The organism is Niabella hirudinis (genome assembly GCF_051201075.1).
Lineage (GTDB): Bacteria > Bacteroidota > Bacteroidia > Chitinophagales > Chitinophagaceae > Niabella > Niabella hirudinis.
The window spans coordinates 153,033-171,315 of the sequence record NZ_JBPEHJ010000009.1 but is presented as its reverse complement, the minus strand read 5'-3'; the positions used below and the strand labels follow the sequence as shown (position 1 = coordinate 171,315).

The 18,283-nt window shown below is 49.8% G+C and carries 11 protein-coding genes and 1 pseudogene; 5 read left to right on the top strand and 7 right to left on the bottom strand.

Annotated features, from left to right (window positions below):
• The first annotated feature begins 238 nt into the window (after positions 1-238).
• Positions 239-1,777, top strand: coding sequence for a serine hydrolase (locus GGU45_RS16805; RefSeq protein ID WP_435226686.1), 1,539 nt, complete (start codon positions 239-241; stop codon positions 1,775-1,777).
• 227 nt (positions 1,778-2,004) lie between these two features.
• A complete protein-coding gene (locus GGU45_RS16800; RefSeq protein ID WP_435226684.1) occupies positions 2,005-2,961 on the top strand; it encodes a bifunctional helix-turn-helix transcriptional regulator/GNAT family N-acetyltransferase in 957 nt (318 codons plus the stop codon).
• Between the two features lie 182 nt (positions 2,962-3,143).
• Here the strand turns inward: GGU45_RS16800 and GGU45_RS16795 are convergent, their stop codons facing one another.
• From GGU45_RS16795 to GGU45_RS16780, 4 genes are all read right to left on the bottom strand, one after another.
• The gene (locus tag GGU45_RS16795) at positions 3,144-4,037 is read right to left on the bottom strand and encodes a ferredoxin family protein (RefSeq protein ID WP_435226682.1); all 894 of its coding nucleotides are present in this window, start codon (positions 4,035-4,037) and stop codon (positions 3,144-3,146) included.
• Between the two features lie 9 nt (positions 4,038-4,046).
• Positions 4,047-5,243 carry a cupin domain-containing protein gene (locus tag GGU45_RS16790; RefSeq protein ID WP_435226681.1) on the bottom strand — a complete coding sequence of 399 codons (1,197 nt, stop codon included), beginning with the start codon at positions 5,241-5,243 and terminating at the stop codon, positions 4,047-4,049.
• A gap of 88 nt (positions 5,244-5,331) precedes the next feature.
• Complete coding sequence (locus GGU45_RS16785) at positions 5,332-5,541, bottom strand: hypothetical protein (protein WP_435226679.1); 210 nt, start codon at positions 5,539-5,541, stop codon at positions 5,332-5,334.
• A gap of 275 nt (positions 5,542-5,816) precedes the next feature.
• On the bottom strand, positions 5,817-7,478 hold the full coding sequence (locus tag GGU45_RS16780) for a glutamine--tRNA ligase/YqeY domain fusion protein (protein ID WP_435226677.1): 1,662 nt from the start codon (positions 7,476-7,478) through the stop codon (positions 5,817-5,819).
• A gap of 159 nt (positions 7,479-7,637) precedes the next feature.
• Between GGU45_RS16780 and GGU45_RS16775 the strand changes: the two genes are divergently transcribed.
• The 3 genes from GGU45_RS16775 (at position 7,638) to GGU45_RS16765 (ending at position 13,198) form a co-directional block, all read left to right on the top strand.
• Complete coding sequence (locus GGU45_RS16775; RefSeq protein ID WP_435226675.1) at positions 7,638-7,889, top strand: hypothetical protein; 252 nt, start codon at positions 7,638-7,640, stop codon at positions 7,887-7,889.
• Positions 7,890-8,468: 579 nt separating this feature from the next.
• A complete protein-coding gene (locus GGU45_RS16770; RefSeq protein WP_435226673.1) occupies positions 8,469-11,522 on the top strand; it encodes a SusC/RagA family TonB-linked outer membrane protein in 3,054 nt (1,017 codons plus the stop codon).
• A 53-nt stretch (positions 11,523-11,575) separates the two neighbouring features.
• Entirely contained in the window at positions 11,576-13,198 is a 1,623-nt protein-coding gene (locus tag GGU45_RS16765; protein WP_435226672.1) for a SusD/RagB family nutrient-binding outer membrane lipoprotein, read from the top strand.
• Between the two features lie 647 nt (positions 13,199-13,845).
• Here the strand turns inward: GGU45_RS16765 and GGU45_RS16760 are convergent.
• The 3 genes and pseudogenes from GGU45_RS16760 to GGU45_RS16750 all read right to left on the bottom strand — a co-directional run.
• Positions 13,846-14,319: pseudogene (locus GGU45_RS16760) on the bottom strand (DUF4185 domain-containing protein); the annotation flags it as partial.
• Between the two features lie 139 nt (positions 14,320-14,458).
• The gene (locus GGU45_RS16755; protein ID WP_435226670.1) at positions 14,459-17,074 is read right to left on the bottom strand and encodes a GH116 family glycosyl hydrolase; all 2,616 of its coding nucleotides are present in this window, start codon (positions 17,072-17,074) and stop codon (positions 14,459-14,461) included.
• A 30-nt stretch (positions 17,075-17,104) separates the two neighbouring features.
• Complete coding sequence (locus GGU45_RS16750; RefSeq protein ID WP_435226669.1) at positions 17,105-18,208, bottom strand: GTP-binding protein; 1,104 nt, start codon at positions 18,206-18,208, stop codon at positions 17,105-17,107.
• Positions 18,209-18,283: the final 75 nt, after the last annotated feature.

Genomic DNA, 18,283 nt, shown 5'->3' with positions numbered 1-18,283 from the left:
AGGCAATAACTGTCGGTCAAAACCGCCCTTTAATGGTTCATTAAGCGTAAAGCGGGGGGAAAACCGATGACCGGTGCCCGTTCTCACAAAACCGAAAGAAACCCCCGAGCAAAGTATATAGCACCGCAACACATCTTCTTTCCCCACATTCTCACATTTCCACATTTCCATATTTTCAAATTTTCAAATTAAACTATATTTACCTCCATAACGGATCTCTTCAACCCACAATAAAAGCATGAAAAAAATACTGCTGCCTGCAATCTTTTCTTGCATCGCCTATATCTCATCGGCCCAGACCCCTTCTTTTGTCAGCGACAGCCTCAACAACTATATCAAAAAAGGCATGAAGGAATGGCAAATTCCGGGATTGGCCATCGCTATTGTAAAGGATGGCCGGGTTATTCTTGAAAAAGGTTATGGCGTACGTAATATGAATAAGCCGGAACCGGTGGATGAAAACACACTTTTCATGATCGCCTCCAATTCAAAGCTGTTTACCGGTACATCCATAGCCAAGCTGGACTATGAAAAAAAATTATCGCTCAACGATCCCGTCACCCGCTACCTTCCCTGGTTCCGTATGTGGGACAGTACGACCACCCGCCTCATCTCGCTCAGGGATGTATTGTGCCACCGCCTGGGCACCAAAACCTTCCAGGGTGATTTCACCTTCTGGGACTCCAGTCTTCCCAGGGATTCCATCCTGTGGAAGCTGCGGTACCTGAAGCCTCCCGGCACCTTCCGGCAGGATTATGGCTATTGCAATGCTGGTTTTTTAACCGCAGGCCAGGTACTGCAACAGGTAACCGGTCAAACCTGGGAACATTATGTGCAGGAAAATATTCTTACTCCCCTGGGCATGAGTCATACTTATATGAATACTGCGGGTATACAGCAGCGATCCAATGTGGCGGCACCTCACAGCAATATGTTTAGCCCGCTGACCGTGTTGCCTTTTGACCAGGTAGACAACCTGGGCCCAGCGGCCAGCATGATAAGCAATGTAGCTGATCTTACCCGTTGGCTGCGTATGCAGCTGGACAGCGGCCGCTTTGAAGGCCAGCGTATTTTACCCTGGGAAGTGCTGCAAAAAACGCGCGATGCCAACATAACGGTCAACAGCCGCAAAAACAACAACTATCCCATCCATTTTATAACCTATGGCCTGGGCGTATACGCGGCCGATTACAATGGCCGGCAAGTGTACTGGCATACGGGCGGCGCTTTTGGTTTTGTGACCAATGTATGCTTTGTACCGGAAGAAAAACTGGGCATTGTAATATTAAGCAACAATGACAACCAAAGCTTTTTTGAAGCCCTGCGTTACCAGGTACTGGATGCCTACCTGGGAGTTCCTTATAAAAACCGAAGCCGCTTCCTTCAGGGCTTTGCCGCTAAGAACCGGAAAGAGACCGAGGCCGGTTTGAAGCAGCTGCAGCAGCGGGTAGATGCCCGCAACAGCACTCCGGTGCCGCTGGATGCTTATACCGGCGATTATTACAATACGGTTTACGGAAGGATCCGGATCTCGAAAAGAGGGACCAACCAGCTCAGCTGTTCCTTTCAGCATCATCCGGACCTGACGGCCACACTGGAGTATATGGACAATAATACTTTCCGGCTCACCTATTCCAATATCGGCTTTGGTGTGTTCCCCGCTGTTTTTACCCTGAAGAACGGAAAACCGGAGACCGTACAGATCAAGGCAACGGATTTTATTGAATACGATGCTTACCTGTTTGCCCGGGACCCGCAGGGGCTAATGATCCGATGAACCGATTGTGTGAGGTTAAACCTGGTTTTAAAGAAGCATCAGTTTTCGGTTTAAAGTTTCAAGCTTAACGTTCCTGGTCAGATCTGTTTTCGTCCTCAGTGAGCGGTTTCGTATTTGAGGTGATTGAAAGGCTCAAAGCTGGTAGCAAGACCAAAGATTCCGGATCCAAAACCATCCCGGTTATAAAGAGATTTCATACATTTACATAACAAGTTATGGAATTAATTATGGAAAAGATATTTTATACCCGTACCGGTAAAACCGCCCTGGGCAGCCGGCTCCGGATGCTGTCTGCCCTGTTTACCGAAGAGGCAGGAAAGATCTATGAGCAAAACCAGCTTCCGCTGAAGGCCCAATGGTTCCCGGTCTTTTATATGCTTTCGCAGAACGAGAAAAAAACGATCACCGAAATCGCCCGGGAGATCGGGCATTCGCAGCCCTCCGTAAGCAGAACCATCCGTGAAATGACCGCAAAGGGGCTGATCACCGAAAACAAACGATCCGGCGACAAGCGGCAGAACCTGGTGGCATTATCCGCAAAAGGCAGGACTCTTGTTCCCCGGATGATGGATCAATGCACAGATGTTGACCATGCTGTGGAGGGCCTGATACAGGAAGCAGTGCATGATCTTTGGAAAGCCATAGAGGAATGGGAATTCCTCCTGGAGCAAAAATCCCTTTCACGCCGGGTACTGGAACAAAAAAAACAACGGGAAAGCAACCTTGTCAGCATTGTTAGCTACGAACCCGGGTACAAAGCCGCGTTCCGTTCTTTAAATGAAGCCTGGATATCGCAGTACTTTGAAATAGAAACAAAAGATACCCGAACCCTCTCCAACCCCGGGAAGTATATTCTTGAAAAGGGTGGTTTTATCCTGGTGGCCCTGTATAAAGGAGAACCGGTTGGGGTATGTGCACTTATAAAAATGAATGACCCCGACTATGATTATGAACTGGCCAAGATGGCCGTTGCGCCCTCAGCCCAGGGAAAAAATATCGGGTTCCTGCTGGCCAATGCCATCATTGAAAAAGCAAAAGAACAGGGGGCTTCCAAACTTTACCTGGAGAGTAACACCCGGCTAAAACCAGCTATCCGTCTCTATTACAAGCTGGGATTTAAAAAGATCACCAACCGCCCCAGCCCCTACAAACGGGTCAATATACAGATGGGACTGGATCTTTAAGACCGGTAAACTTCACAGATCTTACACGGGCAATTGTTCCCCGGGAGATTTCTTCCAACAAACGATACCCCACATCATGAATATCTTTTAATTGGCCGAAGACTGTTAAATAAGGGAAAGCTATCCGCTGAAAACCAATTATCAATAGCTGAAAGCTCAAACAATAAAGTGCCGCCACGGGATCAGGCCTTACTAAAACTTTGCAGCAGGTACTTCGTGATATTCCCCGGTTTTTGCGATTTGCAGGTGAGGTAATAGGGATAAGGAATCACCTTTTTTAAAAGTCGAAGCTGATAAGATTCCCCATTTACCGTAACCCTGAAATCGTAGCCCTCCTCCCCTTCGGTCTGTTCATCAATGGTAAAATCAAAGCTGACTGAAAAATCCTGCAACTGCTCCCTCAGGCAACACTCTACCGACTGGTACAGAAACGACCTGGTGCAAAGCCCGCGGTAATTAGGGTAATGGATAAGCTCCCGCTCAGTGGCTTCCAGGATGGCATCTACATCTTCAACCATCACCCGCCCGTAATAAATACCCTTCGGCATACAAACCGCGTTTGCCGCAAAACGATCGCCCCCCACATGGGTACTTTCAAAAACAGAAACCGCCTTATCATGATTCTCGATGAACTTAAAAACGGGGAAGCCAAACTTGGCGCAGCACTTGTCTTTTTTACCATTGGTGCATACCACAAAAAAAGGATCCGTTTCCCAAATCGCATCCGGGTTATTGATGTAAAACTCCAACCGGATAGCAGCCAGATCTGCCAATGTGGAGCGTAGGGTAAGGTAGCGGTGTCCGATGCAATCCACATAAATCAGCCGGCAGGTTTTAAAATCCGTTTTACGGTTACGGATCAGCAGGAGCTTGGCTTTCTTTTGTTTTGCCAGCTCCTGCAGGCTGGCTATAAAAAGAGGATCAACATGCGCCTGGCTGATCTTTTCCGGAAAGGGATCGCTGTGCTCCAGCAATATAAAACCGTTATAATTTGCAGCAGAGCCGTGAATATCCTCTTTAAAATACCGCGATGCCGCGCTACAAAAAAAAACGTGCCGGGTGCCTGTCTTTTTCAATAATTGCGTTTATATTGTTTCTGAATGATCAATGTACACCACTCCTTCCCGGATCAGCTGTACCACAGCCGCTATTTTACCGGCTTCCGGCTGTTCGCCGGGCAGTGCCGCCACCGTAAATTTTTCTGTATCAAATATATGATCAATCACCGGCTTTAAGGAACCGGCGAATGAAATTGTTTTGCCAAAACATTTTATAAAACACTTGTCGCCCGCGTTTCCCCGCTCATAAAACACATTACGGTTTACCTGCAGTACCGTGCCGGCTCCAAGTTCTTTTAACTGCAGGAGGCTATCGAAATACCCCCGCGCCTGCTGCGGCTGTGCTTTCTGATACTGATCATTGAGCTGCTGCAAGGCATCAGTATGGGCCAGCCGCCCGATGGTTTCCTTAAGCAGCTCTGTTTTTTCGCGGATAACCCTATCCAGGTCATTGCTCCAGAAAGGAACCGCTTCCCGGAAAGCCTTTTCATTTTCGAGCTGCGTTAGCAACTCCGAAAAATACCGGATCCAGGTAAAGGACAGGATTCCCATGGTAATATGTGCAGAAATACCATCATCCGCCACGGCATCATGCACGTAGCCTCTGGGCAGATATAAAAAATCGCCCGGTTGCAATTGCAGGGTCTGTTCCGGCTCCTTATGGTACCCTTTACTCACAAATCCCTGGTTTTTGGTGGGCAGTTCTTTTTCAAACCCGTAAAGGTTCCAGGTTTTTGTTCCCGAAACCTGAAGCACAAATACATCATGAGTATCCCAATGGGGATTAAACCCCTGCGACCTGTTGGGTGTAATATATAAATTGGCCTGAACCGGTGCATTAAATTTCCGGGACAACTCCATGCAGCAGGCAGACAAATGATCAAAATAACGCTGCCCTGCCTGTATCACCAGTGTGGCGCCCTCGTTAAACAATGCAAAGACTTTCTCCGTGTGAATGATCCCATCCCGCTTATGATGCCCGATGGGCACGCCCTTTAGCGTATACGCCGCAGAAGGCACTTCCTGCCCGTTTTTAACAATACGCAGCGATGGATAAAACACATCCTGCCGGTCGAGAAAAGCGGATATTTCGGCGGTGGTCAGCACCGTATTATAATAAGCGGGATCGTCCCGCCGGATATGCAGGATCTTCTTTTCATGATAGGTATTAAAAAAAGCTTCGATGGAGCAGGGTGCAATGATCTTATCAAAAAAAGCGGTCATAGATTCAATCCATTTTTATACTGCACAAAATAATAAAAAAAGCTGCAGCATTTGTTGTGCCGCAGCTTTTTAATACCATTCACTTTTATCAGGCATTATCGGATCCATCCGCATCGCCGCCATCACCATCGCTGCCGCCGTCACCATCTGCTCCCCCATCACCGTCGGAGGCATCGGATCCATCGCCATCGCTGCCGTCCCCATCCGCCCCATCACCATCCATTTCCTCATATTCATTTTCTGTAGCACGCGTTACCTGTAACTCGTCTTCATTCAACAAAAATTCATTTAATTCCATAATCAACGTTTAAGGAGTTTAGAATATAGTTTACTAAAGTAAGTTAGGCAAATTTTCCTGAACTGCCAGCAACACGGACAAATTTAATAGTACATTAATAAAACAGACCTATACATTTCTAGCAACCACGCAACGGAGCAACGGCGCAAAGATTTAGCCGGTCTGAAATAAATATCAGTATTGTATAAAAGCTTTCAGTATTGATCATCAAGTATTAAGACGGGTCAAACATCAAACCTTGAACTTTAAACCTGAAACTGCCCTCCGGTGCCAACCTACTTCCCCGCCCTGGCCCAGCTGTCTTTCAATGTAACGGTACGGTTAAAGACCATTTGTCCGGGGGTGCTGCCGGCATCCAGTGTAAAATAACCCTTCCTCAAAAACTGGAAACGCTCATCGGGCTTTGCTGCTTTCAGCGCCGGCTCGGCCAGTGCATTGTCAACAATTGTTAATGAGTCCTTATTGATATAGTCCGTAAATACACCTTCCACATTTGCCGGATCCTCCACGGTAAAAAGCCGGTCATATTCATTTACCCGGATGGGAAAACAATCCTTCGCATTTATCCAATGGAGCGTTCCTTTTACATGGATACCCGAGGTATCTTCCCCACTCTTACTATTATTGAAATAGGAGCAATTCAATTGAACGATATTGCCTCCGGCATCCTTCACCACTTCATCACACTGGATAATATAGGCACTTTTCAGACGCACCTGTTTACCGGGCGCCAGGCGGAAATATTTTTTAGGCGCATCTTCCATAAAATCCTCCCGCTCAATATACAGCTCATTGCTAAAGCTGATGACGCGGGTACCACCGTCAGGATCTTCGGGGTTATTTTCAGCATGTAGTGTTTCGCCGGCTCCGTTATAATTGGTAATGACCACCTTTAACGGATCAAATACCACCATACGGCGCAAAGCGATTTTATTGAGGTGCTCTCGGGCACAAAATTCCAGTACCCCGGCGTCAATCATGTTGTCTCTTTTTCCTACCCCGATACGATCGCAGTAATCCCGGATGCTTTCAGGCGTGTACCCCCTCCTCCGAAGGCCGGCAATGGTGGGCATACGGGGATCGTCCCAGCCTGATACATATTTTTCATTCACCAGTTGCAATAATTTCCGTTTGCTGGTGATCGTATGGCTCAGGTTGCGGCGGGCAAATTCATATTGGTGCGAGGGATAGATCTCCAGTTTTTCGATCAGCCAGTCGTAGGCCTCGCGGTGCGGCACAAACTCCATCGTGCAGATGGAATGGGTAATATGCTCCAGGGAATCGCTTTGTCCATGGGCAAAATCATACATGGGATAGATGGGCCATTGATCGCCCGTACGGTGATGGTGCGCATGCTTGATACGGTATAAAATGGGGTCGCGCATGATCATATTGGGCGAGCCCATATCTATTTTTGCACGCAGCACTTTTTCCCCATCCCGGTATTGGCCCCTGCGCATTTCTTCAAATAAGCGAAGGTTCTCCTCTACTGTTCGTTCCGCATACTGGTTTCTCCGTCCGGGCTGGGTGGGGGTACCTTTTTGTTCTGCAATTTCCTCGCTGGAACTGTCATCCACATAAGCCAGCCCCTTTTTTATAAGCGCTACGGCATAGTCGTACAATTGTTCAAAATAATCTGAGGCATAGAACTCATTTGCCCACTCGAAACCGAGCCACCGGATATCTTTTTTAATGCCCTCTACATATTCCGTTTCCTCGGTTACCGGGTTGGTATCATCAAACCGGAGGTTGGTTCCGCCTCCATATTTCAGGCTTAACCCAAAATTGAGACAAATGCTGCTGGCATGGCCAATATGCAGGTAACCGTTGGGCTCCGGCGGAAACCGGGTCATAATGGTTTTATATTTTCCGGCAGCCAGGTCTGCTTCCACAATTTCCTCCAAAAAATTCAGGCTCTTTTTATTTTCTTCCGTCATAAAATAACATCAATTCAGTCTACAAATGTAGCTAATTGTTAGTAAAAGAGATAGCACAACTAATGCATTCCATTTTAAAATGGAGAGCGGGTCAATGATCAAACCTTTTGAATTTATTTTATAAGTTACGGGGTATATTGTTATATTCGTTTTAACAATATGGTTTACTTGCGCAGGATCGCCTTCTATAGTAAGTTGAAGCATAATACATTTGAGAAATTATACTATGAAAGGGCGCTTACCTGCAGCAACCTGAGTTCCTCGATTGATAAAAGCATTCCCCTTGTGGCCCGGGCTCTTGCCGAATTGAAACAGGATGATGTGGTGATTGCTGAGGGCCATGCAGATTCCACTGGCGGGAGAAAAGCATTATTAAACCGGCTAAGGCCCAAACCGAAGGTGTGGAACTGAACAGCTCAACGCTCCGGTACAAGGCCTATTCCATGGGCGCAGCGGTACTGGTGGTCAACAGCCTGCCTGCCAAAACCCCGGACGAGCTCAGAGAACCGGCCTCCTGATACCGCCTTCCTTTCTTGCAAACAGAACCTCTATTATACATGAAAACAAAACCTTTCAACGGACTTCGTCTCCTGCTGGGCGCCTGTGCCCTGCATGTTTTAAAAAAAAGCTGACCGGCCTTCTTACATTCAGGCCCTTGGCATGAAATTTTATTGTTCAACAATGCAAGAGATCCATTATACATGAGAAGAAAACGATCCGTTGCGCGTTGCCTCCTTCCCGGCGAATAAACCAGCGTATGCTGTAACAACAGTATCACGATGTCCGGTATTGCCTGTTACATACGTAAAAGCAGGAAGGCTCAATTCTGATCGCTGATCAACGTAAACGACCACCCTACGTGGACGACAGGGTCATATTGTGTTCGGTTACACCATACGGGACGCATCAAATCCTGTACCGGTCAATCGTATATATCCTCTATCACCTATACACATTTTTATTATTCACCTAAAGCAAAACTATCAACAAATGAAAGCAAAACAATTCATTGCATTTTGCCTGTTCCTGCTAAGCACCCTCACCGTGCATGCGCAGGGAAAATCGGTACATGGCCGTGTTACCGGGGCGGACGGAGCACCATTGCCCGGGGTAACCATTTCCTCCCGGAAATCGAACAAGGCGGTCGTCACCGACGCCAACGGCGATTACCGCATCGCAGCCGCGCCCGGCGAGGTCCTGGTATTTTCCTACGTAGGTTATGCCACCCGGGAAGCTGTTGCCCGCGATGGGGAAGAACTGAACATTTCCCTGCAAACATCCGATGCGGAGCTTACAACCGTAGTGGTAACCGCGCTGGGCATTAAACGGGCCGAGCGATCACTTACGTACTCCACGCAAACGATCAGCGGGTCGGACCTTGTAAAAGCCAAGGATGTAAACCCCATGAACAACCTCACCGGTAAAGTTGCGGGGTTGCAGATCAACAGAAGTTCTTCCGGCATCGGAGGATCTGTAAGCATCGTATTGCGGGGATTAAAATCCAACCGGAACAACCAGCCGCTCTATGTGATCGATGGATTACCGGTGGTGAATTCCGCCGGAAGCGGCTCCACCGGACCCTTTGGCGGTAATACAGACCGCGGGGATATCCTCAGCAGCATTAACCCCGATGATATACAGAGCATCAATGTACTGAAAGGTGCTTCCGCCTCGGCCCTGTATGGCAGCCAGGGAGCCAATGGCGCCATTATGATCACCACTAAAAAAGGAGCTGCCGGCGCTACCCGGATCGATTTTTCCAGTACGGCAAACATCGACCAGGCCTTTTACCTCCCCAAGCTCCAGTATACATACGGACAATCCACTTCCGAAAAAGGCGATGCGGAGGATAGCTGGGGCAAACCGGGTTCTTATAAGGATCATGTAAAAGATTTCTTTAACCTGGGAACCACGTTTATCAACAGCATTGCCATAAGCGGCGGTACGGATAAATCGAGAAATTACTTTTCCTACGCCAATACGGCTAACAAAGGGATCATGCCCACCAATACCTTCAAACAGCATACCCTCAGCTTCCGCAACTCCGCCAAGCTTTTCAATGACAAACTTTTATTTGACGGAAGTCTGATGTATGCCTTCCAGGATGTGCACAACCGGCCGGCATCCGGTCTTTACTTTAACCCGCTCAGTGGCTTATACATGTTCCCGCGCGGGCTGGATTTTGATAAATTCAGAAACGAATACGAGTACCTTTCCCCCACCCGCAACCTGCTGCTGCAAAACTGGTTCAACGTAAATGCAGATGCGGGCCTGGGCGGCACCCACCATTCGCAAAACCCCTACTGGATCCTGAACAAGATCCCAACAGATCAAACCCGGCATAGCCTCATCGGTGCGGTAAGTCTGAAATATGATATAAACGACTGGCTCAGCATCAGCACCCGCGGTACATTGAACCGGGTATGGAATAAATTTGAGCGGAAGGTTTCTGCAGGAACGCAGGGGGTACTCTCCGGGCAAACAACCGGCGGCACACCGGTAGACAATGGCCGGTACATCCGCGAAGAAGTGGCCTCTACCAATAAGTACGGCGATCTGTTGCTCATCGGTAACAAGGACCTGAACGATGACCTGGCATTAAATTTCACCGTTGGTACGGCCATCTCCGATCTGAACAGTTATGGATGGAACCTGGATGCCCGGCAACTGAGGGTGGCCAACGGATTCTCACTGGCCAATCTTTCGCGGAAGGACCCGGTAAATGCATTAACCGAAGTATACCAGCGCAACCAGACCCAATCGCTGTTTGCATCTGCCAACCTGGGCTTTAAAAAATACCTGTTCCTGGACCTCACCGGCCGGAACGACTGGTCCTCTACCCTAGCCAGCACCCCCAATGAGAAAAACGGATTCTTCTATTACTCCGCCGGTATTGCCACCATCCTGTCCGATATACTGCAGCTACGCAACAATTACAGCAAGCTGCGCCTCTCCTATGCCCAGGTGGGTAACGGTGTAGGGGTGTTTGTATCCCAGATACCCGAAGCCACTATGGCCAGCGGGAACATTGTAGCCAACAGCGCGGGTGTATATAATGACATTCCGCTGAAACCCGAGATCAGCAACAGCTGGGAGCTGGGTTACGAGGGCCGGTTCCTCGACAACCGGTTAACCGTAGACCTAGCCCTTTACAAGACCAATACAAAGAACCAGTTCTTTACCTTTCAGGGGCCCCTGGGCTTGCTGAACACTACGGTTTACCTCAATGCCGGTAATGTGGAAAACAAGGGGATCGAACTGTCGCTGAACTACAATGTTATCAAACATCCTTCCTTCAGCTGGAGCACCGGCGTTAACTATACCTCCAATCGCAACACCGTGCTGGCCCTGCATCCCCGGTTGACCAATGCCTATCCCATCGGCAACTTCAATGTGCTTCGTGTAGGTGGGTCCTTTGGTGATTTCTGGGGTAAGACCTTCCTGAGGGATGCCGCCGGAAAGATCGTTGTAGACAAAGACGGAACCCCGCTTGGATCGAAAGACGGATACATCGGCAGCTCCAATCCCAAAGTGCTGGTGGGCTGGAACAACAGTTTCAACCTTGGCAAACTTTCCCTGGATTTTACGGTTGACGGCCGGTTTGGCGGACAGGTGATCAGTATTACACAGGGATACCTGAACTCCTTTGGCGTAAGCAAACTAAGCGCCGATCAGCGGGAGACCGGTGTAACGGTAGACGCGGTAGACCAGGATGGAAAAGCGGTAACCAATGTGCCCGCCCAGAAATATTACCAGGGCGTTGGCAACCGCGATGGGATCATTGAGGGTGAAGTATATGATGCCACCAATATCCGGCTCCGGCAGCTTTCCCTGGCCTATCATATACCCGTAAGATCCAATTTTATTAAAAACGCCAGCGTTAGCCTGGTAGGCCGCAACCTGTTCTTTATTACCAATAAAGCACCGTTTGATCCGGAACTGAGCTCGACCACGGCAACAGGAACCGATGGCGGACAGGGCCTGGACAGTTTTGGGCCGCCTGCCACCCGCAGTTATGGTCTTAACCTGAACCTGAGCTTTTAAGCCGCGCGGGTACACGCTTCGATTCAATTAATTAATGCAGAAAAAATTAAAATATGAAACCATTCAAATATCTCTTCAGGACCTTTTGTTCATCAACGGTCGCCGTATTGCTGATGACCGGGTGCACCAAGGATTTCAAGGATCTGAACTCCAACCCCATCGGGCTTACAACAGAACAGGCCGATGCCGACTACACCCTGTTGTCTGCGTTTTTACAACAGGCCCAACGCTTCATCATTCCGGAGGATGTAGGCACTTACCAGCTGTCGGAGAACCTGACCAGCGACTCCTATTCCGGTTATATGGCAGCAGAAGCGCCCTTTGTATCCAACTCCAACAACCTTACCTATAGCCTGGTAGACGGGTGGAACGCTTCTATCTGGACATCTCGTTACATCAATGTGATGAACCCGACCTACAAGGTCATTGCTGCAGCAAAAGCAGATCCGGTCCTTAAGGACCTGGAAGCCCTGGCAAGAATTGTAAGGGTATCGGCCATGTCGCGCGTCAGCGATAAAATAGGCCCCATTATTTACAGCCACTATAATACCCCCAATGATGACGGAACGATCAGCTACGATGCGCAGAAGGATGCCTATCCCCTGTTATTTAAAGACCTGGATACTGCCATCAGCATCTTAAAAGCGCTGCCGGCCACCATCTCGCCCCAGATGAAGAATGCCGACCTGGCTTATACGGCCAACAATTATGAAAACTGGCTGAAATATGCCAACACGCTGCGGCTGCGGCTGGCCCTGCGTGCAGCCCTTATTGATAATGCAATGGCCAAAACCCAGGGCGAGGCGGCGCTGGACCCCGCAAATGGCGGCCTGTTAAGTGAGAACAGCCAGAACTGCTCCGTAGGGCTAAGCGTATCGCACCCGCTCAACGTGATCGTGAACGACTGGAGCGATACGCGTATGGGCGCACCGATGGAATCGATCCTGGGCGGATACAATGATCCCCGGATATCAAAATACTTCCAGAAAGCCACCGACCCCGCCGTTGCCGGACAATATAAAGGGATCCGGAGCGGTATTAATATTGACGAAAAATCGAGATACGATTCCTATTCCAAACTGGTGTTCTTCTCCGTTAATAAGATGCAGCTGATGGTGGCAGCAGAATCCTGGTTCTTAAAAGCAGAAGCCGCACTGAGGGGCTGGACCAATGCAGGAGATGCCAAAGCAAATTATGAAACCGGCATCGACCGTTCCTTTGCCATGTATGGGCTTACAGCCGAAGCCGGCGCGTATAAAAACGATGCGGCAAGCAAACCTAAACCCTATATTGATCCAAAGGCCAAGACCGCAGGCGAGAACGATGTACTGACGGGCTCTCCAAACCTGAGCACGATTACCATCAAATGGAGCGATGCCGACAATAATAACCGCAAGCTGGAACGGATCATTACCCAGAAATGGATCGCCCTGTTCCCGGACGGCGAAGAAGCATGGGCCGAGTACCGCAGGACCGGATACCCCATCCTCTTTCCGGTGGTGGTTAATAAAAGTGCCGGCGCCATCCCAACCGTACCGGGCATACGCAGCATTCCCATTCCCCAAGTAGAATTTACTACCAACAAGGCCGCAGCAGAAGCCGCGGTTGCCACACTTGGCGGTCCCAGCAATGGCGCCACCCGGCTCTGGTGGGATGTGGTCAATAAATCGTTTTAAGCAAAAATGCCGTGGTTCAGAAAGCTCACCACGACAAAAAAAATACCTGGCATTCCGGTGCCCCGCATGTCGTCAATCCGGGTAGCCATCGCGTATGCGTCAAGCTAAGGGGATGTAAGCATACAAGCAAATCTGCGCTATTAAAGGCTTTGAGGGGCATAGCCCCGGATAGATGTTGGAACGTCGTGCTTCATCGCGATGTTAGCAGCCAAAAGGCAGATGTGAGTGCCATAGGCACGGCAGATGTTTCGGGCTGACGGCTCTCAACCCTTCGTCCGGATGGCGAGACGGGTTAAAACCCGCTCTTACAATATTCATCTGCCGCTATGCGGCGGGTACACAGTTTCATGCTAACCTGACGCGTAGGCGCAGAGGCGGGACAGGCACTGACGGAGCCGATGCGCTGCATCGTTGGTCATGAATACTATAAACACGTGGCGCCTGCAGCGCCTGGATTGAGTTTCCTAACTTGATGCACATGCGATGGCGATCGGGATTGACAAAGGAAACCGATGATCCACCCGCATTCATGTGCGACACAACATCCGCAAAATGACCGGTTCAAAACAGGAGCCGGTCATTTTGTTTATAACATAGGGGTCTGCAGGCATCTCATGCCGGTCCCGGCCTTGCAACAGAACAGCTGCTTACCCGGCATACAGCCCCGGTATCCTTCCTGAACCATCAGACAGCTTCAGATCTGCCTTCATCAAAAACACGTTATAGTCTTTCCATACAGACATCAGAAAATAAAGCTCCGTTCCGTTTTGCAAAGGATAGATAAAGGAGCCATACAGGCCGGGATAATCCGCAGAACGAACAAGTATTTTGGGAGCGCTCCATCCCTGTTCTATGGCCTTTGAATCGCGTAGTACCAGCGCCTTGTGGCTTACATCCAGGTACGCAATGATCCAGCGCTGAAAATGTTCATTATAGATCACCGACATTTCTCCTGCCGGGGCTTTGATCACCGGCGTGGCCCCGGCCTCATCGCCGCTAACCCAGCCCCGGACTTCATTCCAGTACTCAAACTGTTGCAGGAAAGCAAACTCCGCTTCTTTCACCCGCAGCAGATAGATGGCCCCATGCCGCCCGGCAGGCGTCCCCAGCATATACACCCAGCCGTCCTTTTTACATTAACCGGAATAATATCCCCCGTTAAAGGAAGTATGACAAGCTCCGGTTCTCTGCCCCCCGGTGCATCGATGAACACCGGCAATAACAAAACAAAATTCAGGCATTGCAAATAAAGACGAACTTTCATAGGGCGTACCGGATCTCTTTTATATCAATGGTACCGGATACAGTCCGTACCTGCGCTTTCCGGTTTTTATACACCACGGTTCCAAACCCCGTAGCAGTTGAAAGAAAACAGGTAAAGTCGCCAATCTTTGAATGCACATGCAATATTTTATCTACCGCATCATACCGCAAGCCGGTAAGCCCCTGCAGCATGCCGTAGCTCGACATGGCCCGGGCGTACCAATGCCCGCATTCATACTCGTTAAACGGATTGCGAACACGTCCGTTGTACCGGTTGCGACAGGCTCTAACAATATCCAGCCCTTCTGCCACTTTTCCCATCATCATTAAATGCGCAGCCACCTGGTATTCGATACCCGTCCACACTTCGTTGCTGTATACAAACGGCAATGACAATTTGCCACCTCTCGGCCATGTGCACAGCAATAAGCCGCCCTCATTGCCCAGTGCATAGGCCGGGCGCTGCGGGTTCACATGCCCTTTAAGACTTTTTTTTAAATTATAGCGGTGCACGGAAAGCAGGTGACTGGTTATTTTTTTTGGGTCTACCGGATCTTCCAGTCCGCAAACCGCCGCCATCCAGCTCCCCAGGACACCGTCCGACAAACAACCGCTGCCATACTGGTATTTGGGTCCTTCTTTTTTCAGGATGGCAACTGCCTCCCTGGAATAAGCGCCGCCAAAGGATTGTGCTTCGGCAGGATTCTGAGCCTTCAGTCCTTCCCATTGTATTTTTTGGAAAAAGTATTCCCCGTTGTAGAGCTGGTTTTCCAGGAAGGCCTTTCCTTTTTCCTGCAACGATCTGTAAATACCAATATCCTCCTTTAAAAAGCTTCCCATAGTAATAATGGATTGCAGGGCTCCCAGGTAAAAACTGGTACACATGGCATCGGGTCCCCAAAACTCAATATCATAGGTGTTATGATGTGGCTCTTCCAGCACGCCTTTATGCGTTGGATCCCAGGTTTCGATGCAATAATCGAGGCTGCGTTTTGTAAGGGGATATATTTTTTTCAGCCAACTGTGATTTCCGCTGATGCGCCATTCCCGGTATACTTTCATGATGCCGCCCAGCTGTCCGTCTGCCGCTGCATGAAAATCGTGCTTTACAGGGCTGATGGGCATATTGGCTCTAAAGGTTTGATGCCCGGCAGCGCTTTGGTCTTCGCAGTACTCGGTATTCCGCAGGCCGATCTCCAGCCCTGGAAACAGGTGGCAAATAGCCTGTGCATAGTTCCACACATGGGTACAGGTACCATGACAGCACCCGGCCTCATCGCTGCAGCCCTCCCAGGCCCACATGCGGCCATCATACTGGCGCAGCACGGTAGGCGACTTTAATATGGTCAGATTGGCTGCCACTGCTTCTATTACCTCTGCCGGCAGCGTGCTGCTGTAAAAAGCATCCTTAAACAAGGCCGACTTCTTTTTCAGCGTATCGTATTGCGCGCGCCAATAGGCCGCTACGGCTTCAATATTTTTAAACCGGGAGGCATACCAGGGCTGGTATTTTTCACCGGTAAATTTTGTATAGGCTTGCAGTCCCGATTCCAGCGGCGTAATGCAGCAGGCATCACTATGGCATTGTTCCTTTCCATCCGGACCTTTATCCTGTATGCGCAGGTCTGCCTCCGGAACATACCAGGCCATCATGATCCGGATCGTTCGCCGGCCCCCGGGCGCCAATGTAAACGGAACAAATAAGGAAGCCCCGGGCGCATCCCAGTCTACCGGCGGATTGTCTTTTGTGGCCCCGGCTTCAATGGTATTCCAGATCATTGTTACGGGGTCAAACCAACCGCCCCTGAACCAGCAATAGTCGGTAACCGGCTGCTGATCCGCTGTTGTATAAATTGCAAAGTCCGTTTTTGTAAACGGTTTGTCTTTGCCCGGCTCCTGTGAAAGGATAAACCCCTGTTCCATTTTGCGAATGCGTGCCCGCTCGCCCCGCGCCACAAAGTTTTTTGCATTATAAGAAAAAACGGCCTCCTGCATTTTTGCCGTGCGGTTTACAAACCGGTATTCCAGCGCCCCCACCGGCAAGCCGGAGTTATCTTCATCGCCCGGTATAAACGGGCTCCAACCCGTAACCTCCACCTCCAGGGGCATTGCTTTGTCTTTTAATTCAATAATGCCAAAAGGAAAACGGGCCAGGAAGGTGGCTTCTTCAAAACGCGGTAAGCCGTAGCTGGTACCGCCAGCGCCATTGCCTGTACCCCGCTGGCCAAAGATCTTCCATTCCGGTACCGGCCCTTCCAATACTCTTGCCACCGGCTGTGCCCCCTTTACACATACAGCTGCAAACACATTGGGTTCAAAAAACACTTCGGGGCGGTTATTGATCGACATGTGCGAGATGGCGCCCGTTCCCTCCAGGCAAAACATACCGGCGCCAAGCCCGCCAATGGGAAAGGCTACCCGGTTGAGGTATTCTCCTTTGTAAACACCATTAAATGCTCTTTCAGCCGCGGGCCATTCGTTTTTAGCCGGTATATCCGGCAGATCACTACCATCGTTTGCAGCCACGGCTCCGGTAACCCCGGATGCAACTGCTGCCAGGCTGCCCAATCCTACCTTTTTAATAAAAGACCTTCTTCCTTTTGTATGGTTCATGCCATTCGTTTTTATTTGCGGTGCCGGACATCAGGCAACTACATAATCATACCGGTATTGAGGTTTCGGGTAACCGGGGCTTAGCGACCGGCATTGACGGATTTCATAAAACATTCCGTCATCAATGGTGTTTGCCAGCGCTTCAAACACCTGCCGCTCCAATACCCGGGCGTCTGCTTCTATCCGCACATTAATCGTCATTTGAGCAATATTGCCGGCCCCCGCAGCTCCCCTAAACTGCAATGTACCGGCGGGGCCGGTCTGGTTGCCCACCCGGTATTGATTGTTCTTACTTTCGATCATGATCTTTATATGCCCCACCCGTGCCTGTGCACCCAGTAAACCGTTAAGCCGGCAAAAATAATTTTCAAGAAACGCATCCCAATCCACCGCTGTGCCCTGCAGCAACACGGCAGCATTGAGCCAGCCCAGCAGGGCCTCACCTTCGGCATAGATGGCATAGTCCACGGCCGTCAGCCGGCTCCCCGAAACCGTGCTTGTCATTATATCATCCAGCCAGGCCTCCAACCCGGCCCCCGTACGGGCACTGATGCATTGCAATTCCCGCCCGGGAAATACCAGTTTTGCCTTTTCCGCTAATAGGGCCAACCGTCCGGCACTGATCGTATCGGTTTTTGTGATCCCGATCAGATCGCTTTCTTCCAGCTGCTTCCGGTAAATATAGGCAGCGGACGGATGCATGCCGGCATCACCGCCATCAAGGATCTGCTCCAGCTTCGCCGGATCTGCAAGCACGGAAAAAGGCGCCATCTCTACCACCGCCTGCATCTGCTCTTTTAAAGGTTGCAGGATGGTTGCAGAAATATCAGTGCAGCTGCCTACCGGCTCCGCAATGATGACATCCAGCCCGGCACCCTGCCGGATCAGTTCATTAACCGTCTCTGTAAATCCGTGATAATTGCAGCAAAAACAGCTGCCGCTTAGTTCCCTGGTAACGCGATTGCTTTTTGTGAGCAGTAGTGTATCCACCAATCCCTCCGCCTGATCGTTGGTGATGAGGCCAACAGATTTGCCCCGGGCCGCAAGCAATCCGCAAACAGCCTGTAATAGTGTTGTTTTACCGGCTCCTAAAAAGCCCCCTACAAAAACCAGTTTTACCTTACGTGCTTTCATTTCATCATGTTGATATTACAGGGATGCTTTCCTGATAACAACGGCACTGTATCAAAAATGATTATTAAAACAAAC

Bases quoted from the DNA above. Each gene is read 5' to 3' on its own strand.
- GGU45_RS16805 (WP_435226686.1), top strand. From the start codon at position 239: ATGAAAAAAATACTGCTGCCTGCAATCTTTTCTTGCATCGCCTATATC.
- GGU45_RS16800 (WP_435226684.1), top strand. From the start codon at position 2,005: ATGGAAAAGATATTTTATACCCGTACCGGTAAAACCGCCCTGGGCAGC.
- GGU45_RS16790 (WP_435226681.1), bottom strand. From the start codon at position 5,243: ATGACCGCTTTTTTTGATAAGATCATTGCACCCTGCTCCATCGAAGCT.
- GGU45_RS16785 (WP_435226679.1), bottom strand. From the start codon at position 5,541: ATGGAATTAAATGAATTTTTGTTGAATGAAGACGAGTTACAGGTAACG.
- GGU45_RS16780 (WP_435226677.1), bottom strand. From the start codon at position 7,478: ATGACGGAAGAAAATAAAAAGAGCCTGAATTTTTTGGAGGAAATTGTG.
- GGU45_RS16775 (WP_435226675.1), top strand. From the start codon at position 7,638: ATGGTTTACTTGCGCAGGATCGCCTTCTATAGTAAGTTGAAGCATAAT.
- GGU45_RS16770 (WP_435226673.1), top strand. From the start codon at position 8,469: ATGAAAGCAAAACAATTCATTGCATTTTGCCTGTTCCTGCTAAGCACC.
- GGU45_RS16765 (WP_435226672.1), top strand. From the start codon at position 11,576: ATGAAACCATTCAAATATCTCTTCAGGACCTTTTGTTCATCAACGGTC.
- GGU45_RS16755 (WP_435226670.1), bottom strand. From the start codon at position 17,074: ATGAACCATACAAAAGGAAGAAGGTCTTTTATTAAAAAGGTAGGATTG.
- GGU45_RS16750 (WP_435226669.1), bottom strand. From the start codon at position 18,208: ATGAAAGCACGTAAGGTAAAACTGGTTTTTGTAGGGGGCTTTTTAGGA.